20 protein-coding genes and 1 riboswitch are annotated in these 18,456 nt (G+C 48.3%); all 20 genes read right to left on the minus strand.

The features are described from left to right. The 20 genes from AC4G47_RS27775 to ychF all read right to left on the minus strand — a co-directional run bounded on the left by AC4G47_RS27775 (position 1) and on the right by ychF (position 18,358). Positions 1-549, minus strand: coding sequence for a F0F1 ATP synthase subunit delta (locus AC4G47_RS27775; RefSeq protein WP_458124333.1), 549 nt, complete (start codon positions 547-549; stop codon positions 1-3). Further along, a complete protein-coding gene (gene atpF, locus AC4G47_RS27780) occupies positions 546-1,034 on the minus strand; it encodes a F0F1 ATP synthase subunit B (protein ID WP_458124334.1) in 489 nt (162 codons plus the stop codon). The genes AC4G47_RS27775 and atpF overlap by 4 nt, the downstream gene beginning before the upstream one ends. A 119-nt stretch (positions 1,035-1,153) precedes the next feature. Further along, positions 1,154-1,378 carry a F0F1 ATP synthase subunit C gene (atpE, locus tag AC4G47_RS27785; protein ID WP_056693857.1) on the minus strand — a complete coding sequence of 75 codons (225 nt, stop codon included), beginning with the start codon at positions 1,376-1,378 and terminating at the stop codon, positions 1,154-1,156. Positions 1,379-1,451: 73 nt separating this feature from the next. Further along, positions 1,452-2,270, minus strand: coding sequence for a F0F1 ATP synthase subunit A (gene atpB / locus AC4G47_RS27790; protein WP_458124335.1), 819 nt, complete (start codon positions 2,268-2,270; stop codon positions 1,452-1,454). A gap of 48 nt (positions 2,271-2,318) precedes the next feature. Further along, the gene (locus AC4G47_RS27795) at positions 2,319-2,696 is read right to left on the minus strand and encodes an ATP synthase subunit I (RefSeq protein ID WP_458124336.1); all 378 of its coding nucleotides are present in this window, start codon (positions 2,694-2,696) and stop codon (positions 2,319-2,321) included. Next, the gene (locus tag AC4G47_RS27800) at positions 2,689-2,943 is read right to left on the minus strand and encodes an AtpZ/AtpI family protein (RefSeq protein WP_491103747.1); all 255 of its coding nucleotides are present in this window, start codon (positions 2,941-2,943) and stop codon (positions 2,689-2,691) included. The genes AC4G47_RS27795 and AC4G47_RS27800 overlap by 8 nt, the downstream gene beginning before the upstream one ends. A gap of 185 nt (positions 2,944-3,128) precedes the next feature. Beyond that, entirely contained in the window at positions 3,129-4,286 is a 1,158-nt protein-coding gene (gene wecB, locus AC4G47_RS27805) for a non-hydrolyzing UDP-N-acetylglucosamine 2-epimerase (protein WP_145324431.1), read from the minus strand. 56 nt (positions 4,287-4,342) lie between these two features. Further along, positions 4,343-4,972, minus strand: a complete 630-nt coding sequence (upp, locus tag AC4G47_RS27810; RefSeq protein WP_017691929.1) for a uracil phosphoribosyltransferase — start codon at positions 4,970-4,972, stop codon at positions 4,343-4,345. A 426-nt stretch (positions 4,973-5,398) separates the two neighbouring features. Beyond that, positions 5,399-6,646: a serine hydroxymethyltransferase gene (gene glyA / locus AC4G47_RS27815; RefSeq protein WP_165980299.1), complete on the minus strand. Its 1,248-nt coding sequence runs from the start codon at positions 6,644-6,646 to the stop codon at positions 5,399-5,401. A gap of 258 nt (positions 6,647-6,904) precedes the next feature. Beyond that, positions 6,905-7,498, minus strand: a complete 594-nt coding sequence (locus AC4G47_RS27820; protein WP_491103750.1) for a TIGR01440 family protein — start codon at positions 7,496-7,498, stop codon at positions 6,905-6,907. A 141-nt stretch (positions 7,499-7,639) separates the two neighbouring features. Further along, a riboswitch (ZMP/ZTP riboswitch) is annotated at positions 7,640-7,721 on the minus strand. Between the two features lie 96 nt (positions 7,722-7,817). Beyond that, complete coding sequence (locus AC4G47_RS27825) at positions 7,818-8,390, minus strand: low molecular weight protein arginine phosphatase (protein ID WP_491103752.1); 573 nt, start codon at positions 8,388-8,390, stop codon at positions 7,818-7,820. A 58-nt stretch (positions 8,391-8,448) separates the two neighbouring features. Next, positions 8,449-9,009, minus strand: coding sequence for a manganese efflux pump MntP (locus AC4G47_RS27830; protein ID WP_491103753.1), 561 nt, complete (start codon positions 9,007-9,009; stop codon positions 8,449-8,451). Positions 9,010-9,190: 181 nt separating this feature from the next. Further along, positions 9,191-10,384, minus strand: coding sequence for an L-threonylcarbamoyladenylate synthase (locus tag AC4G47_RS27835; protein WP_491103754.1), 1,194 nt, complete (start codon positions 10,382-10,384; stop codon positions 9,191-9,193). A gap of 196 nt (positions 10,385-10,580) precedes the next feature. Then, the gene (gene spoIIR, locus AC4G47_RS27840) at positions 10,581-11,240 is read right to left on the minus strand and encodes a stage II sporulation protein R (RefSeq protein ID WP_491103755.1); all 660 of its coding nucleotides are present in this window, start codon (positions 11,238-11,240) and stop codon (positions 10,581-10,583) included. A gap of 265 nt (positions 11,241-11,505) precedes the next feature. After that, a complete protein-coding gene (locus AC4G47_RS27845) occupies positions 11,506-12,726 on the minus strand; it encodes an FtsW/RodA/SpoVE family cell cycle protein (protein WP_491103757.1) in 1,221 nt (406 codons plus the stop codon). A 233-nt stretch (positions 12,727-12,959) separates the two neighbouring features. Continuing rightward, complete coding sequence (locus tag AC4G47_RS27850; protein ID WP_491103759.1) at positions 12,960-14,180, minus strand: FtsW/RodA/SpoVE family cell cycle protein; 1,221 nt, start codon at positions 14,178-14,180, stop codon at positions 12,960-12,962. Between the two features lie 85 nt (positions 14,181-14,265). Next, positions 14,266-15,150, minus strand: coding sequence for a peptide chain release factor N(5)-glutamine methyltransferase (prmC, locus tag AC4G47_RS27855; protein ID WP_491106814.1), 885 nt, complete (start codon positions 15,148-15,150; stop codon positions 14,266-14,268). A gap of 24 nt (positions 15,151-15,174) precedes the next feature. Next, on the minus strand, positions 15,175-16,242 hold the full coding sequence (gene prfA, locus AC4G47_RS27860) for a peptide chain release factor 1 (RefSeq protein WP_062836950.1): 1,068 nt from the start codon (positions 16,240-16,242) through the stop codon (positions 15,175-15,177). A gap of 552 nt (positions 16,243-16,794) precedes the next feature. Beyond that, positions 16,795-16,923, minus strand: a complete 129-nt coding sequence (locus tag AC4G47_RS27865; protein WP_458124343.1) for a hypothetical protein — start codon at positions 16,921-16,923, stop codon at positions 16,795-16,797. A 334-nt stretch (positions 16,924-17,257) separates the two neighbouring features. Then, positions 17,258-18,358: a redox-regulated ATPase YchF gene (ychF, locus tag AC4G47_RS27870; RefSeq protein ID WP_145324445.1), complete on the minus strand. Its 1,101-nt coding sequence runs from the start codon at positions 18,356-18,358 to the stop codon at positions 17,258-17,260. Positions 18,359-18,456 lie beyond the last annotated feature (98 nt).

The raw sequence follows: 18,456 nt of genomic DNA on the forward strand, positions 1-18,456 counted from the left end.
CTACTGTACTCGTCTGTTAAAAGACTGCTCAAGACGTTCGAGCTTGCCAGCCAAGCTGCCGTCATAGATCGTATCGCCAATGGCGACTTTCAATCCGCCCAGCAGAGTCGGATCAACAATGTTCTCGATACGAATCTTTTTATTCACACGGCCACCGAATTCACGGGCTACCGCTTCTTTTTCTTCATCATTCAATGCATATGTCGAGTAGACGCGCGCATCAGCGAAGCCGAGCGACTCGCCTTGAATCTTCCGATAATCGTTCAGCAAATCTTCCAGCAATTCAACGCGTCCACGTTCAATCAACAGCAAGACCGTACGGATGACAGGCTCGGACACCTTGCCATCAAGGCTTGAATGAAGCACATTCTGCTTGGCTTCATCAGAGATATTAGGAGATATGATAAACTTCTGAATATCGGAATCTCCAGTCAATGCACTGACAACTACGCGCAGTTCCTGTTCAACCTCAAGCACCTGTTGTTGTTGAAGAGCAACTTCGAACAATGCTTTCGCATAACGCTTGGCAACCATCGTATCGCGGCTCATTGTCGGCCTCCTACCTCATTGAGGTATTGGTTCACAAGTTCCTCTTGTGCAGGACCGTTCTCAACTTCTTTTTTAATCAATTTGGATGCAATCTGAACGGAAGCTGTACCCAGTTCGCTGCGAAGCGCTGCAACTGCTTTGTTCTTCTCGCTCTCAATTTCGCGTATTGCATCGGTTTTAAGACGATTTGCTTCCGCGTTAGCATCTGCGAGAAGAGCTTCAGCCTGTTTACCGCCTGTTTGACGAGACTGCTCAATAATATCCTGAGCCTCTTGGCGCGCTTGCTCCAGAGCTTTCTTCTGTTCTTCAACATAAGTAACAGCCTGTTTACGAGTCTCAGCAGCCTCGTTCATCTCTGACATCACGAGTTCACGACGTTTTTCCATAATAGAGAACAAGGGTCCGAATGCGTAGCGACTAATCAACCAATATAGAATTCCAAAAGCAACAATCGCGAGAATCGTGTTTTCCCATAAGAAACTCAATCTGTTCACTCCTTCCTGGAGGTATCCTTAGAACTTTATCCCTTTCAGGATATTAGCAGTTAGCTAATAAAGAAGGCGCGGAGGGCTCAAGCCTTCCCCGCCATTCCATGGTTTATAATTTAGGCAGCTCCGTAGAACATGAATGCAAGTACCACACCAATGATCGGCAATACCTCGATCAAACCTACACCGATAAACATTGTTGTTTGAAGCGTTGATTTAGCTTCCGGCTGACGTGCAATACCATCCACCGTTCTGCTGATTACCATACCGTTAGCGATACTCGCGCCCAAAGCGCCCAATCCTGCAACAATTGCTGCTGCGATTAATGCCATTGCTCCCATTTGTATATCCTCCTTAAAAGTATAAATCAAATTTTATTGTTCAGCCTGACGAGAAATCCCGCAGGACTCAAACTTAATGTTCTTCGTGTGTCTCGATCGTCTGTGAAATATAAACCATCATCAAAATAACAAACACAAATGATTGGATGGCGCCGATAAAGATACTAAAGCCTTGCCATACCATTAGCAATGGAATAGCTGCTATGGCACCGAATACTTTAAACGTGGTCAACTTAAGAATCGTTGCAATCAACACTTCACCTGCAAAGATATTTGCAAATAGACGCATTCCGTGTGTCACTAGTTTTGAGATTGTCTCAATAATATTGATTGGCACGAAAAACGGGTAAGGTTGAAAATAGTGCTTCAGATAACCGCGTGTGTTACGGAACAATCCTAGACCGTGAGCTACGAGGAAGGCTACGAGAGCAAGTCCCATTGTAACGGACAAATCAGCTGTTGGCGATTTGAACCATGCAATCTCAATATGAGGATGAGCTTCCGGGTCTCTAGCGTGAGCCTCTTCATAGGCTTCTACTGCTGTGACAATTGGCTTACCGAATACCGTTGCTGCATTTACATCCTTGACATCCGTCACTGCTTGGAATGGAAGCCCTAGCATGTTACCTATGAAGATGAACAAAATCATCGTCAGCGCAAGAGAAATAAAATGTTTTCCCTTTTTCAGATCCATCGTGCTAGATATGATGTTACGTACAAATTCAACAGCCCACTCCATAAAGTTTTGCAGCTTGCCCGGATTCTCAACTGACAAATTCCGTGTAGCCACGATGGCAAAAATGAAAACGATAGCACTGGTTACAATCAACATCAGCAAAACGGACAAATCAAGATGAAAACCTCCGAGCATAATCACTGGAGCTTCATGCATACTTTTTTTCACCCCTTTCTCGACTTGAAAGCTACAGCACCTGAAAAATCAAACTTCTTTGCGGGACTTGATAATCCCTATAATCAGTAAGGAAAATTGCGCAATGACCAGACCACCTGCAACCGCATAAATATTGAAGTACTGCGGATAGCGCATCGATATAAAAATACCTAGCACTGCGAGCGCCGCTCTTGTCAAAAATCCCAGGTTCACGCGTTTCAGGTTACCTTCTGCCGCACCATCAGCCACCTTCTTCACTTTGTAGCCCAGGTAGATCGCATTGATCAAACTGATCGCCGCCCCAAGGGCTAATCCCAAAGCAATTGTTTCCAAACGCGGCATAAACGCCGCTGTAAGAAAACAGACCATAAGAAGATACATGATGAAAACAGTCATCGATCTGCGGTATCTGGTTAGTTCACTCATCACTTTCCCCCATGACTTTTTTCGCGATAAAGTAGATGCTTACACCGCCTGCCGCAAGAAAAAAGAGAACGCTTACGGCGATCCATATTCCGTTACCTCCGATGGTCTTGTCCAACCAGGAGCCAGCGTAATATCCGGCAACAGCGAGAATGGCAATCTCGATCCCAAATGCTGTCACGAGTCCCATTGCTTTCCACGCGTTATCGTCATGGTTACGGGATGAATTTGGTTTGTTCGAATCGGCCATTTTCCACGCCACCCTTGCAATCCCAGTTAATTTTACTGAATGATGAGAGCCTTTGTCAATTGAATGATTTTAGTGTTTTAAAGGGGGAAACGACGGGAGTATGGACCCTTAGAGCCCATAAACCCGCGGAAACCGTACAGTTTAACTGTATACTTACCCTTTATAAATCCGTCAGAAAAAAAGTATTATTTTTTGAATTTTCTGTGAAATGATTCCGGACGCTCACTATTTACACCAAAATGGTGCAAAATCGCATTGACAATTCTTTCCGAAGCATGTCCATCACCGTATGGATTGGCAGCCTGACTCATGCTTGCATACAGTGTTTCGTCTGTAAGCAGAGCTTTGGTCCGTTCATATACACGTTCCTCTTCGGTACCTACCAATTCCAGCGTTCCAGCTTCAATACCTTCCGGGCGTTCTGTTGTATCGCGCAATACGAGCACAGGCACACCAAACGAAGGCGCTTCTTCCTGCAAACCGCCTGAATCGGTCAAAATCAAGTGAGTATGCGGGTAAAAGTTATGCAAATCCACCACGTCTAGTGGATCAATTAGTTGAATACGGGGATGATTCCCCAAAATCGCGTGAGCCGGCTCCTTCACAGCAGGACTTGGATGCACCGGGTACACGATGGCAATATCTTCGAATTCGTCGGCAATCCGTTTGACGGCCTGGAAAATGTTGCGGTGAGGCTCGCCTTGAGATTCACGGCGATGAGCTGTCATCAGCACAAGGCGTTTGCCTTGGGCCCAATCAAGTACCGGGTGCGTGTAGTCCTCCCGTACTGTATATTGAAACACATCTGTTACCGTGTTGCCTGTGACGTACGTACTAGACTCCGATTTATTTTCTTTGGCAAGATTGGAAGAAGACCAATCCGTAGGCGCAAAGTGTAGATCAGCCAGTACTCCCGTCAGCTGACGGTTCATCTCTTCCGGATATGGAGACAGCTTGTTCCACGTCCGCAGTCCCGCTTCCACATGCCCTACCTGAATCTGTTGCAGGAATGCTGCGTAGCTCGCTACAAAGGTAGTCAATGTATCCCCATGAACCAGTACAATATCCGGCTTAGCTTCAGCTAATACCGGCTCCAGACCACCAAGTACACGAATCGTGATTTCGTTCAATGTCTGGCGGTCTTTCATTACATCCAGATCATAATCGGGATGAATGTCGAAAACTTCAAGTACCTGATCCAACATTTGACGATGCTGCGCAGTTACGCAAACTATGGATTCAATAGACTCGGGATGTTTTTGCAATTCCAAAATAAGTGGAGCCATCTTGATGGCTTCCGGACGCACCCCAAAGATCGTCATGACTTTAATTTTGTTGGACATTCGAGCAAAGCCCCTTTTCTATAAGTTCCGAACCTCTTACAAGCATGAAAATATGCTTATTTAGTGCCGTATAGACGGTCTCCTGCATCTCCAAGTCCTGGAACGATATAACCATGATCATCCAGACGGTCGTCCAGTGCTGCTACATAGATATCCACATCGGGATGTGCATCCTGTACAGCTTTTACGCCTTCCGGTGCTGCTACCAGGTTCATCATCTTGATTTGGGTACAGCCGCGTTTTTTGAGCACGTCAATGGCTGCAATTGCCGAACCGCCAGTTGCGAGCATCGGATCAATTACAATCAATTGACGCTCTGTCACGTCTGTAGGCAGTTTGGTGTAGTATTCTACCGGTTGCAGTGTTTCCGGGTCACGGAACAGACCAACATGTCCCACTTTTGCTGCTGGCAACAATTTCACAACGCCATCCAGCATTCCGAGTCCTGCACGCAGAATCGGCACCAGTCCGAGCATACGTCCAGAGATGACTTTACCCTGTGTAGCTGCTACAGGTGTCTGTACATCAATCGTTTCCAGTTCAACATCTCTTGTAATCTCATAAGCCATCAACGTTGCTACTTCATCCACCAATTCACGAAAATCTTTCGTATTCGTACGCATGTCGCGTATAAACGTCAGTTTGTGTTGAATCAAAGGGTGATCACATATTACTAATTTTCCCATCTAATTTGTCCCTCCGGTAAGTTCTTCATGTTCAGCATTTCCAAATATACCTAGCCACCATTCATGGGCTCGATAAATCCTGTATATTATATCATCACCAACAATGAATTACACCATCAAAGGGCACCCAATCATTACAGAATACCGAATCCTATAAAAAACAGGACCGGAAAATGAGTCATCCGGTCCTGTTTTGCTCATGCTGTTATGTCATTGAGTATGTTCAAAAACGTGTAAACACTTAAGATGCTCCGCAAACCGAATGACCTTTTGATCGCTGTTATCCCCCGATTTTTTTGAACCACCTTAATAAGGGGTAAATCCGGGGATAAAGGCGAGCGCTACGCTTCTTCAGGTTCTTTCGGTTTGCTCCGTCTGAGTGTTTACATTGAAAAACTCAAATACAAACACCATCAGCAAAGTTTTTTAGTATTTAAGGTCGGTATAGAGCGGGAATTGGTCTGTCAGTGCAGTCACTTCTGCACGAGCTTCATCCAGTTTCGCTGTATCCTTTGGATTTTTCAGTGTTTTGGCAATGATCTTACCGATCGCTACCATCGCTTCTTCGTTCATGCCACGTGAAGTTGCAGCAGGTGTACCAATTCGAATACCGCTCGTTACAAACGGGCTAGTAGGGTCGAATGGAATTGCATTTTTGTTCACGGTAATACCGATGGAATCAAGCACATGCTCAGCTTCCTTACCTGTGATGTTCACACTGCGTGTGTCGATCAGCATCAAGTGGTTATCTGTACCACCGGATACGATATTCAATCCTTCAGCGATCAGTGTTTCAGCCAGAACCTGTGCGTTTTTCACAACATTCTGTGCATACGTTTTGAACGAAGGTTGCAGTGCTTCACCAAATGCTACGGCTTTGGAAGCAATCACGTGCATCAGAGGTCCACCTTGGGAACCCGGGAATACGGCTTTATCAATCGCGGCTGCCCATGCTTTGCGGCACAGAATCATACCACCACGAGGTCCACGCAGCGTTTTGTGTGTTGTTGTTGTAACGAAATGCGCATGTGGAACCGGGTTTGGATGCAAACCCGCAGCAACCAGTCCGGCGATGTGAGCCATATCCACCATGAACAAAGCGCCTACATCATTGGCGATGGAAGCCAGCTTTTCAAAATCAATGGTACGCGGATATGCACTTGCACCTGCAACGATCAGACGAGGGCGGTGTTTGAAAGCCGCTTTGCGTACTTCATCATAATCAATCAGGAATGTATCTTCCTGTACGCCGTATGCTACGAAGTTGTACAGCAAACCGGATGCATTAACCGGGCTACCGTGTGTGAGGTGTCCACCATGGGCAAGGTTCATACCAAGTACAGTATCACCAGGTTTCAACGCTGCAAGATATACTGCCATGTTCGCTTGTGCGCCGGAGTGAGGCTGAACATTCACGTGTTCTGCTCCGAACAATTCTTTTGCACGATCACGCGCGATGTCTTCAACGATGTCCACATGCTCACAACCGCCATAGTAACGTTTGCCAGGATATCCTTCAGCGTACTTGTTGGTCAGAACAGATCCCAATGCTTCAATTACTGCTTCACTTACGATGTTCTCGGATGCAATCAGCTCAATGTTGTTCTGTTGACGTTTCAGTTCAAGATTCATCGCTTCCAGTACTGCCGGGTCATTCTTGCGCAATTGTTCCATGATTAAATTCCTCCCAGGTATAAGTGAAGTTATAAAGTGAAACTAATGTTTACACGAAAAACGGCGAGTGCAGCACCAATCTGAAGAAACGAAGTGGTCGCCTAAAAGCTTTCTTTAGAAAGCTACTCCGGAAGCATAGGCTATCACCGGATTTCTCCTTCTATCAAGGAATTCAAAAAAATCTGGGGATAACAGCGATCGGAAGATGGTGATGCAATCAAAGTCAGGAGTGTAACTCAATTGGTCTCGCTTCATATGTTAGTCACAAAATGTCGAATCTGGTTGTTCTTCCATACGATACACCGCACGTTCGCCGCCAATCAACTTCGGACGAGTCAACGCTGTGGTCACACGGGCATCTCCAACATAGCGGAGCGCTGTACGATAAGGTACGGCTACATGCCGGAGATGCATGCCAATCATCGTCTCCCCAATGTCCAGACCCGCATCGGCCTCCACATGTTCAGCCAGACATGGATCGGTCAGCGAACGATATGCTGCGGATGCCATGGAACCTCCGGCCTTGGGCACGGGTACTGCACCAACCTCAGTCAATCCAAGACGAGTTAGCACAGAACGTTCCATTACCAGCGCACGGTTCAGATGCTCGCAACATTGGAATACCGTGTCAAAACCGAACTCCTCCTGCACCTCGCGTATACCCGCAAGAAGCTGCTGCGCCACTTCAATGGCACCACTCGTACCAATTCGCTCGCCTGCGACTTCACTTGTGCTTGTACCGATCACAACGATCTGTCCAGGTCCAAGCAGTCCGGCTAGCGCCAGTTCATGCAAAATGGATGCGGTCTGTTCTTGCAATCCGGGTTGTTCCGAATCTAACTCTATAGTCATCCTATTATCGCCTCCCGATAAAATCATGCCCGCTTTCTCTTGGCTGTCCTTCGTATTCTTGCACGGCATCTCAGGTACTATTATAGCGAATAATCAGATGAAAGACGAAAAAAAGAGCAGTCTGCGGGTAACGCAGAATTGCTCTTTTGCCCAGGCGACCGGCCGTTTGTTCCGGTGCTCCATCGTGGTTATGCCCACTTCGTCGCCAGTTACACCGGATCCCTGTTTTCCCCTTCATCATAAAACAACCCGCGGCTAAAATCAACGGTTAATTTACATCACATGTCCTGTTTCTATAACCTGCCCCGCAGGATCAGAATTATCCCAGCTTATCCAAAAGCCGATCCAATGCAGTCCGAATCTCGGCCGCAGCTATATTGTAATCATCACGACTTCCCCCAAACGGATCGGAGATGTCGAAACTTGGAATTCGTTGTCTGATCTCAATGGCTCGCTCACGTTCCAATGCCAGGATCTCTTGCCCAAGAGCGCGTTTCATCTCCAGTGTCGCAAACAGGCTGTCCAACTCCTGAAGATCACTTAATACCTGTTCATCATCCTCCACATACTCTTTCAATGTATAGGTTTTGTGGACGGAGTCAGGAAAAACCTGCATAACATGCTGCTTGTGACTCCGTGTTAACGTAAGAACCAAGTCAGCCCAACCTACTAGATTGGAGCTAAGTTGTGTGGAATGAGGTGGTCCTTCCACGTTATGATCTCTCAACACCGCTTCCGCATGACGGGAGATCGGCATACCCGATGTTGCTGCCACACCTGCGGAACGAACCTCTACCTGAATGCCGCGCTCCGATGCCAATTTACGCAAAAGCCCCTCTGCCATGGGGCTGCGGCACGTATTCCCTGTACATACGAATAAAATATGTTTCATTGTGTTAGCCTCCCCATTTTACATATGATGCGAACGATATGATTACTCACGTTTTATTCTAAAATATAAACAAAAGTCCGAACGCTAGCAAGATTGCGCCACCAATAGCTTCGCCGTAATCACCGAGATTCTGACTCACCCGGCGGCCTAATAGCAGACCCATAACCGACATCACCCCACCACACACACCAAAGGCAAGGACTGTCAATATCAGATCATTACTAAACATCCCTAGTGAAACGCCAACGGAAAACGAATCCACACTTACGCTGAGTGAGAACAAAACAACGCCCAGCAGAGAACGGTGGTTCACCAGCTTGGTATCACCTTCGCGGAATGCATTCAGAATCATATGACCACCCAGTAGAACAAGCAATCCCCCCGCCGCATAAGTCGTAATGTCACCGAGCAGCGAGCTGACGTATTTGCCCATATACATGCCGATGAGCGGCATGATGATATGAAACAGCGCTGTTACTGTACTGATCCGCAATACATCCCTCAGTCGAATGCCCTTCATGCCAATTCCGATTCCGAGCGAGAACGCATCAAGGCCCAGCGCAACAGCCATGATCAAAATGGTTACCAACTGCCCTACATGGGCAGACACATCCCACATCCCCATACCCCCAAGTCACGTAAAGGTTCTTGTACACGATATGCGGACAAGGACCTAAACATGACCGATGAAAGGTAAACGGTGAAGGAGCTATGGAATTCGATGCTGGCTTTATAGATATCTTGATATTGTTTTGAAAAAAAGGGTGATTAGCTCTCCCTGACTGTATGATCAGGAGAGGTTAGGAGGGTTGCTGGTTGCCAACTTGTATGAGTTGGTTACCTGCAGCCTTGAGCAGCCGATTCATGACGGCTGCGCCCAGCCCTTCGCGTGAGCAGGCTTCAGCCACAATATATGTGGCGCCTTGCTCATCGCAGCTGCGCAGCGCGGCGTATAGCCGGCGCGCTGCTTCTTCCAGCTCGCTGGCGTCGCCCAGCGAGAACACGGCATCGGCGCGGTACTGCTCCGCGTGCTCGGCGAACGCCAGCACCGCGGTGCGCTCTCCGCGCTGCGCCGCCTCTGCGAGGGCGGCGCTGATCCAGGCCGCCACCGATGTGGGCGGCCCCTCCACCACGCACAGCGCCCCTGCGGGTGCGTAGTGCGTGTACTTCATGCCCGGCGAGCGCGGCGCCGGGCTGCCCACGCCAGTGGACCCCTCCGCGAGTAGCGCGGGGTCCGTGGCGACACGGGCGACAACGGCGGACAGTTGTTCCGCCGTAATGCCGCCAGGGCGCAGGATGGTGACGGCACCGTCGTCACCGACCTGCACGACCGTGGACTCGACGCCCACCCCAGTGGGGCCGCCGTCCACGATGCCGCCGATGCGGCCATCCAGATCCTCGCGCACATGAGACGCGAGTGTTGGGCTTGGCCGCCCGGAGCGGTTAGCGCTTGGCGCAGCCACAGGGCATGCCGCCGCCGCAATCAACTGCAAAGCCACCGGGTGGTCCGGCATGCGCACGGCCACCGTGTCCAGACCGGCGGTGACACGCGGTGACACCGCCCCCGGCCTAACCGGCAACACGAGCGTCAATGGTCCCGGCCAAAAGGCCGCCATCAGCGCTTCTGCCGTTTCATTCACTTCCGTGACCAGCGCATCCAACTGGTCACGGTGCGCGATATGCACAATCAGTGGATTGTCGGAAGGTCGGCCTTTGGCAACAAATACAGCCTCCACGGCTGCTGTGCTACGCGCATCGGCACCCAGGCCGTAGACCGTCTCGGTCGGAAAGGCCACCGTCTGTCCTTGACGGATGCAGGCTGCGGCAGCCTGCAAGTCGGCGAGCGCCTGTTGATCGGCGCTCCCCTTTTTCACATTCAACCCATTAATATTACCCAATCCGTGATCTTTTTCCTCGGCCACCAAGACGCGTACATCCCACATCTCGGTGACCAGTTCTCCCGGAGTTTTCGTCTCACGGTTTTCTCTGCTCATATATCATCATTCCTAAACTTCAAGTAGGTTAGTTCACAAACATTTTCAATATAAGCAATTATAACATACCTGTCCCGCCCCAGATGCCCTTCACACTTCGCTCCACGCATGAGTCTAGCTGTAACTTCTTCACACTCATGTATATAGGGCAGCTTCATAATTCGAAGTCACCCTTATGTGTATTGTTAATACATTGTTATACGAATAATCTAGTGACCCAACTCCATAGTTTCACAGCCATGTCCCACAGAAAGAATCTCGCCTCCGGTGTATCTCCCTGCACGGACGCCTCAGCATCTCCAGGTTCAGCCGCTGCAGCGGATACGGTTGAAGGTTTCGCCAGTGCATCTCCGGTCCCTGCATCAATGAAGCACAGCGGCGGGAACAACACACACCACCAGTTCTGACCTTTGCCTTCGCCCAGCGTGATCCGAACCGCTTCATAATCTCCCGCAGGATACACGGTGCCACCATATAGTTTGGTTGGGAACGGCACAGAACCCAGTTCCACCTGATACTCATAATGCAAACCGCGACTGGCCAGCTCTTCTCCTACCCGACCCTCAATCTCAGACAGATGCTCACGAATAACCTTGCGCGCTTCATCCAGACTTTGCGGATTCTCCAGCTCAGCTACCCACTCACCCATCTGAGCAACGACAGCATCCCGAATCTCGCGTTTCACTAATTGATCTCCCGGTGCATCCGAGTTTGCGAGAATCCGCAAGCGAATCGATTGTTCCGGAATCGCTGTGGCCGCCACAGCTGCATCCGTCTTCTGACCTTCCCACATCATGATAATCATCATAAGACATACAATAATAAGTCCAATTTGCTTTACAATTCGTCTGTTCATTCCGTTCTCCCCCTCGGCTCTCTGTTCACGTTACCTGCAACTCTCTCATGTCTATCAGTATGCCCCGGAGAACCGGAAGTAAACCTAGCATTTGCAATAAATCTACTACATCGATTCTATGATTTACATTCGCTCAACAGTCATGTTAAAAAGGCTGATCTGCACCTGGTTACAGGGCAAACCAACCTCTTTATTTCCATTTAATATCACGCGTTATACACTCCGCCGCTTTACTTATCACCTTGTACCTAAACCGACTCAACAATTACACAGCACTTTTCTCTTTCTTGAGCACATTCCATAACCGTTCCGACAACCGGGGTTGCTGCTCCCCCATCAGAAGTTCATCCTCCTCTTCTTGCCCATACAACTTAATGCTCATGACCACCCCAATACATGCCATATTAATAAGCAAGGAGGTGCCGCCATAACTGATGAACGGTAACGTAATGCCTGTGAGCGGCATCAGCCCGAGGAATGCCCCCACATTCTCGAACACCTGATACAACAGCATACCAATAATGCCTACAATGATGACGGGTCCTGCGCGGTCTTTGCATGTCAGAGCAATCAGCACCATGCGGTGGATCAGTATAAAGTACAGCAGAATCAGAATGGATGCACCGACAAAGCCAAACTCCTCTGCGATCACGACAAAAATGGAATCAGAATACGTATAGGGGACTCGTCCACTCTGAACGGATGTTCCTTGCAAATAACCTTTGCCGATGATTCCCCCTGACCCAATGGCTAATCCTGCATTCTTCGTATGCCACGAAGCCTTGGAGGTAGCCTTTTCCGGTACCAACCAAGGATCAATGCGCTCCGCCCAATGCTCCCGTTTCACCTTTTCAAGAAAGGTGAACACCTCGTCATGGTAGAAGGTATAGGCTTTGACAAAGCCAAAAAACGCCACTCCTATAATCGCCAGTCCGATCAATGCGTGCTTCAGCCTCATATTCCCGATCCAGAACACCGCAGCCAGAATCACCACATATCCCAGCGCATTACCCAAATCATTCTGAGCCATGACCAGGGCAAACGGAATAAATGCCCAGCAGCCAATGGGCACAATATCTCTCCAGAACTCCAGCGTGCTTCGTTGTCTCTTCACGATCAAATGGGCAAGGAACAGAATCAGAATCATCTTGAACAGTTCTGCCGGTTGAAACGAAAAGTTCTCACCCAGCTTCAGCCAGCCGTTGGCATTATTGATCGAACTGCCCAGGACATTGGCCAGGATCAGCAGTATGATTCCCAAGCCATACAAATAAAACGCATATTTCACATATAACTTGTAATTCACAAGCCCGATGACGAGCACCGCAATGAATCCGGCGGCATAGAAATACAGCGTTTTGATATGATGATTCGCCAGGGTGGCATCGGTCTGCGTCCCGCTATAAATCGCAAATACACTAATAATCATGAGCAGCAGCATTACAAAAAGTATCACACCGTCCATCTTCTTCAGCATTCTCAACATGTCTCCGTCCATCCCCCTGGATTCAACATTCTATCATTTCCAATTACACTCAATATTACCATTGTATAAAATTGGATGATCAAATGGAAACCCTGATTACGATTCAACAGTCTAGATTGCTAAATATAAAACAAAACAGACCCATCCACACTTGCTTGGATGGGTCTGTTTTCAGGATTGAAGTCAGTCTTCCTTGTTCTATAGCTTCTATGTCCCGTCATCGATTATGAAGGTTATTGTTCCTGCTGGGACGGTTTTCTTCTAAACAACTTCATAATTAGCTCCGTGATGCTTGGTTGTTCAGACGATCCGAGAATATCTTCGTTCTCTTCGGTATGGACCTTGATACTCATTGCAATCCCCATACTAATCATATTGATAATTAGAGAGGTTCCTCCATAACTGATAAATGGCAAGGTGATCCCCGTCAACGGCATGAGTCCGATAAATGGACCAATATTGACAAACACCTGGTATAGCAACATGGCAACAATACCCACAATCAGGTAAGGCCCCACCCTATCTTTGCATTCCAGTGCAATCAGCACAAGCCTATGGATCAGTATAAAGTAAAGCAAGAGCAATACGGACGCTCCAACAAAGCCAAATTCTTCTCCAATCTGCACAAAGATGGAGTCGGCATAAGCCAGCGGGACCCGGTTCGACTGAATCGTGGTACCTTCCATGTATCCCTTGCCACTAATGCCTCCTGAACCAATGGCCAGTTTGGCATTATAGGTCTGCCATAATACGTCTCTTGATGTCAGTTCAGGTACAAGCCAAGGGTCAAATCGCTCTGCCCAGTGAGCACGATTCATGCCTTTCAAAAATCCTGTGATTTCGTCATGATAATGAATATATGCCTGAACGCCCGCAACAATAGCACTAACAGCGAGCACAAAACCGATCACCGCATGTGTAAATTTCACATTACCGATCCATAAGAGACCAACCAGAATGACAATATAACTCAGAACCGCACCCAAGTCATTCTGTAACATGACAAGCATCAATGGGGGCAACACACATAAGCTGATCGGAATGACATCCCGGCCGAAATATAGTGTTCTATTCTTTTTCCTGGCCAGCAAGGCTGATAAAAAAACAATAAGACATAATTTGAACAACTCCGATGGCTGGAGACTTAATCCACCGATCGACAGCCAACCTTGTGCTCCATAATACTCTTTCCCGACAAACAGAACCAGAACCAGCAGTAACATGCCTACTGCATAGATGTACAGGTAATTCTTCACGATAAACTTATAGTTGATCATGGACATGCCAAAAAAGACAACAAAGCCTAAACAATAAAAAATAATCATGTTTTTGGGAAAGGCTTCCCATCTCGGTCTTCCAAAGGTCGTACTGTAAATAGACATGATACTAATAACCATGAGAGCCAGTAATATGAAAACAATAGAGTAGTCTATCTTTTTTAATTTATGCAGCATGTAATTATGTTCCCCCAAGCATTCAGAAATCTCCGGTATATCTCATTGTAGAGGATTTCACGGCAAAAAGAAAACCCGCGGAACCTTACATTTTCGTCACCTGTTCCGAAGTACGAACACCCAGGACATGCCGCTCGATTCCGGCAAGGTCCGGTACAATGATAATTTCCGGCCAATGTCCCGCCGTTTCAAGCAGAACCGCGATGTCGCGAGCCTGTCCCTGGCCCAGCTCAAAGCCAATGATCTGCGGCGGCGCAGGCAACAGCCCCAGTTGCTCAAGCATGATACGGTACGGTGCAAGCCCGTCCGGACCGCCGTCCAGTGCCATGCGCGGCTCATGATCGCGCACCTCTTGCTGTAACCCGGCGATATCCGCCGCCGGGATGTATGGCGGGTTGGACACCAGGATGTCCACCCGTGCCCCGGCGAACGGGGCCAGCAGATCGCCTTCACGGAAGTCGATCTGCACGCCGTTCGCGGCCGCGTTCCGCGCGGCCACTTGCAGGGCAGCCGCCGAGAGATCCCCGGCGCCAACCTGCCAGCGCGGGCGCAGTGAAGCCATCGTCACCGCGATGGCACCACTGCCCGTGCCGATATCGACGGCGAGCGGAGCGCCGTCAGGAAACACGCGATCGGCTTCGCGCAGCACAGCCTCGACCAACAGCTCGGTCTCCGGCCGCGGAATTAGCACGGCCGGCGTGACCTCGAACGGCAGCCCATAGAATTCCTGGCTGCCGATAATGTATTGCGCCGGCTCACCCGCAGCCTTGCGCGTGACGGCGTCCTCCCAGCGGCTGCGATGCTCGCTGGGAAAGGGCTCCGGCTGCATCATGTAGTACTGGGCTCCATAGACGCCGAGTATATGTTCCAGCAGCAGCCGAGCATTGTTTTGCGGCTCGTACACGCCGCACTTCTCCAAAAAAGAGGAAGCCTCCACGAAGGCTTCCCGACAGCTCTGTTCCGGCGTCATGACGAACTGCGCGCGGCTCACAGATTATTCTCCTCTATCCATCAACTCGGTCTGCTGAGCAATCGTCAGTGCAGACAAGATATCTTCAATCTCTCCGTTCATGATCTGATCCAGCTTGTGCATCGTCAGACCAATACGGTGATCCGTAACACGGCTTTGCGGGAAGTTGTACGTACGAATACGCTCACTGCGGTCGCCCGTTCCCACTTTGCTCTTCCGCTCAACAGAGATCTTCGCTTCCTCTTCCATACGTTTCATATCGAAGATCCGTGTACGAAGAACTTGCAACGCCTTTTCCTTATTAGAGTTCTGGGATTTTCCATCCTGGCACGTAGCCACGATTCCCGTTGGAACGTGCGTTACCCGTACTGCGGATTTCGTGGTATTAACCGATTGTCCGCCGGCACCACTGGAACAGAACGTATCGACACGAATGTCTTTATCATGAATTTCGATATCAAAATCTTCAGCTTCAGGCATCACCGCAACCGTTGAAGTTGACGTATGAATACGTCCGCCGGATTCGGTTGTTGGAATACGCTGCACGCGGTGTGCGCCGCTCTCATATTTCATTTTGCTGTAAGCGCCGCGTCCGTTGATCAGGAAAACAACCTCTTTGAATCCACCGAGATCATTTGTGTTAACGTCCATCAGCTCTACACGCCAGCCTTGTGCATCCGCATAACGTGTGTACATCCGGTACAGATCTGCTGCAAACAACGCGGCTTCATCACCACCAGCTGCTCCGCGAATCTCAACAATAACGTTCTTGTCGTCATTCGGATCTTTTGGCAACATGAGTACACGAATCAATTCGTCCAATTCCTTCTGGCGAGTGCTCAGTTCGTCAATTTCCATTTTGACCATCTCGCGCATCTCATCATCCAGTTTTTCGCCCTGCATTTCCTTCGCTGCTTCAAGATCCTCACTTACCTGTTTGTACTCATTGTACGCTTCATAAGTCGGTTGCAGATCCGATTGTTCTTTGGAATATTCCCGCAGCTTTTTGTTGTCACTTGCCACATCCGGGTCACACAACAACTCGCTCAACTTGTCATAACGGTCGGCTAACGCCTGTAATTTATCCAACATATATAGTCACCTCACGCTTTATTTTATCTATGCACATATCGTTTTCCGTATTTATTTCAAATCCATCATTAATGATATCTATAATCTATATTCCACAACGCACAGGATTCTCATCGAATCCCCTGACCGCAGCATGTATTCACATTCACGTATGATCGACGTATAACATCGCTACAACGTCATCAAATCCTTTACTTTTAAAGTGAAATCAAGAAATCGTGTACCCTGTGTGAAGTCCGCTTCAGCTCATCTGTTCAAGCGCGAAATCTAACGTGGTATACGACTCTTAATTATAGCATATTCTTATGGTTCTGAATAGTAACTGTTCCGCAAGCGGATGAACTAATTTTTATGCTGCAACATACGAATGAAATTGTTGTTCGATGTTGTTCCGAAATGTTCCTACTGTGGTATAATACAAGTATAGCAAGTGTAAAATAAACAAAAGCCACGATGCGCTAACATCGTGACTTCTCTAACAAAGGCCGGTGGGCGACCACGGCGAATTTCAATCAAACGAATGAAAAACCACCGGATTGCAAGGCGACCAACCTAATCCCGGTGGTTTTTCTTGTTCCGCGCTGCTTTCCACGCACTGCACAAGGCTATTAACCCCACTGCAATACTAACTAGCTTGTCGCTAATTTCCAGGAAATGCTGCACTACTGCAAGAAATGACACGGCGTCACCCCCTCTCGGGTAAGCATCGCCGTGTCGATAATCCACCGGTTACTTTGTCTTCTCTATTATACCATAATATGCCTATTCACAACTCTATTTCAGGAGTTGATTTTGTTTATAAAAACAAAGAATCCGTTTCTTATGGAAGACTGCTCTTCCGTTGCATCCCCTTCTGCAAAACGCTAAGTCAAAGACCCCACGAACTTCACGAGAAAGTTGCAGGGTCATCGCTATTGATTCTGCAACTTAAACCATTGGAAATGAATCGGCCACTCTAGCGAGGGAAGGACTCTTCCATTGGATACATGATGCCAGTATATAAGTTTATAACAACTTATACATTGAAACGGAAGTGCATAACGTCGCCGTCATTTACAACGTACTCTTTACCTTCAAGACGAAGTTGTCCGCGCTCTTTAGCACCGTTCATGGAACCCGCTGCTACCAGATCATCGTAGGAAACAACTTCTGCCCGGATGAATCCGCGCTCGAAGTCGGTGTGAATAACACCCGCTGCGCCAGGCGCTTTTGTTCCTTTACGGATTGTCCAAGCACGAACTTCCTGTACGCCTGCTGTGAAGTAAGTGTACAGACCGAGCAATTTGTAAGCCGCTTTGATCAACAGGTTCAGACCGGAATCCTCGATACCGAGTTCTTCCAGGAACATTTGTTTATCTTCGCCTTCCAGCTCGGAGATCTCTTCTTCAACCTTCGCACTGATTGGCACCACTTCTGCGTTCTCAGCAGCTGCGAATTCTCTTACTTTTTGCACGTAAGCATTGTTCGCCACATCACCAATTTCGTCCTCAGCTACATTGGCTGCGTACAGAACAGGTTTCAGAGTAAGCAAGTGCAGATCGCGTACGATCAGACGCTCATCATCGGTAAGTTCCATGCTGCGTGCTGGCTTGTCTTCGTACAGAACCGCCTTCACTTTCTCCAGCACTTCTACTTCTTGAGAGGCTGCCTTGTTGCCGCCCTTCATGTTTTTCTTTGAACGATCGATTTTTTTCTCAACACTCTCGATATCGGCCAGGATCAGCTCCAGATTGATAGTCTGGATGTCGCTTACCGGGTCAATCTTGCCATCGACGTGTGTAATGTTCTCATCTACAAAGCAACGTACCACGTGTACAATTGCATCTACTTCACGAATGTGGGCAAGGAACTTGTTACCAAGACCTTCACCTTTGCTCGCACCGCGAACAAGACCTGCGATATCTACAAACTCAAACGCGGTTGGTACTGTTTTCTTAGGCACAACAAGTTCTGTCAATTTGTCCAAACGCTCATCGGGTACTTCAACGATCCCCACGTTAGGGTCAATTGTACAGAACGGATAGTTTGCCGATTCGGCACCTGCTTGTGTAATTGCATTAAACAATGTAGATTTACCAACGTTAGGCAGACCCACGATTCCAGCTTTCAAAGCCATGTATATGACAACTCCTCATTGATTACTTGTTCGGTATGGATAATCCTATACATTATATATGACAAACCTCAAGGCATCAAGAAACTTCGCCAATTCGA

The sequence above is a fragment of the Paenibacillus sp. Negev47 genome (genome assembly GCF_058313655.1).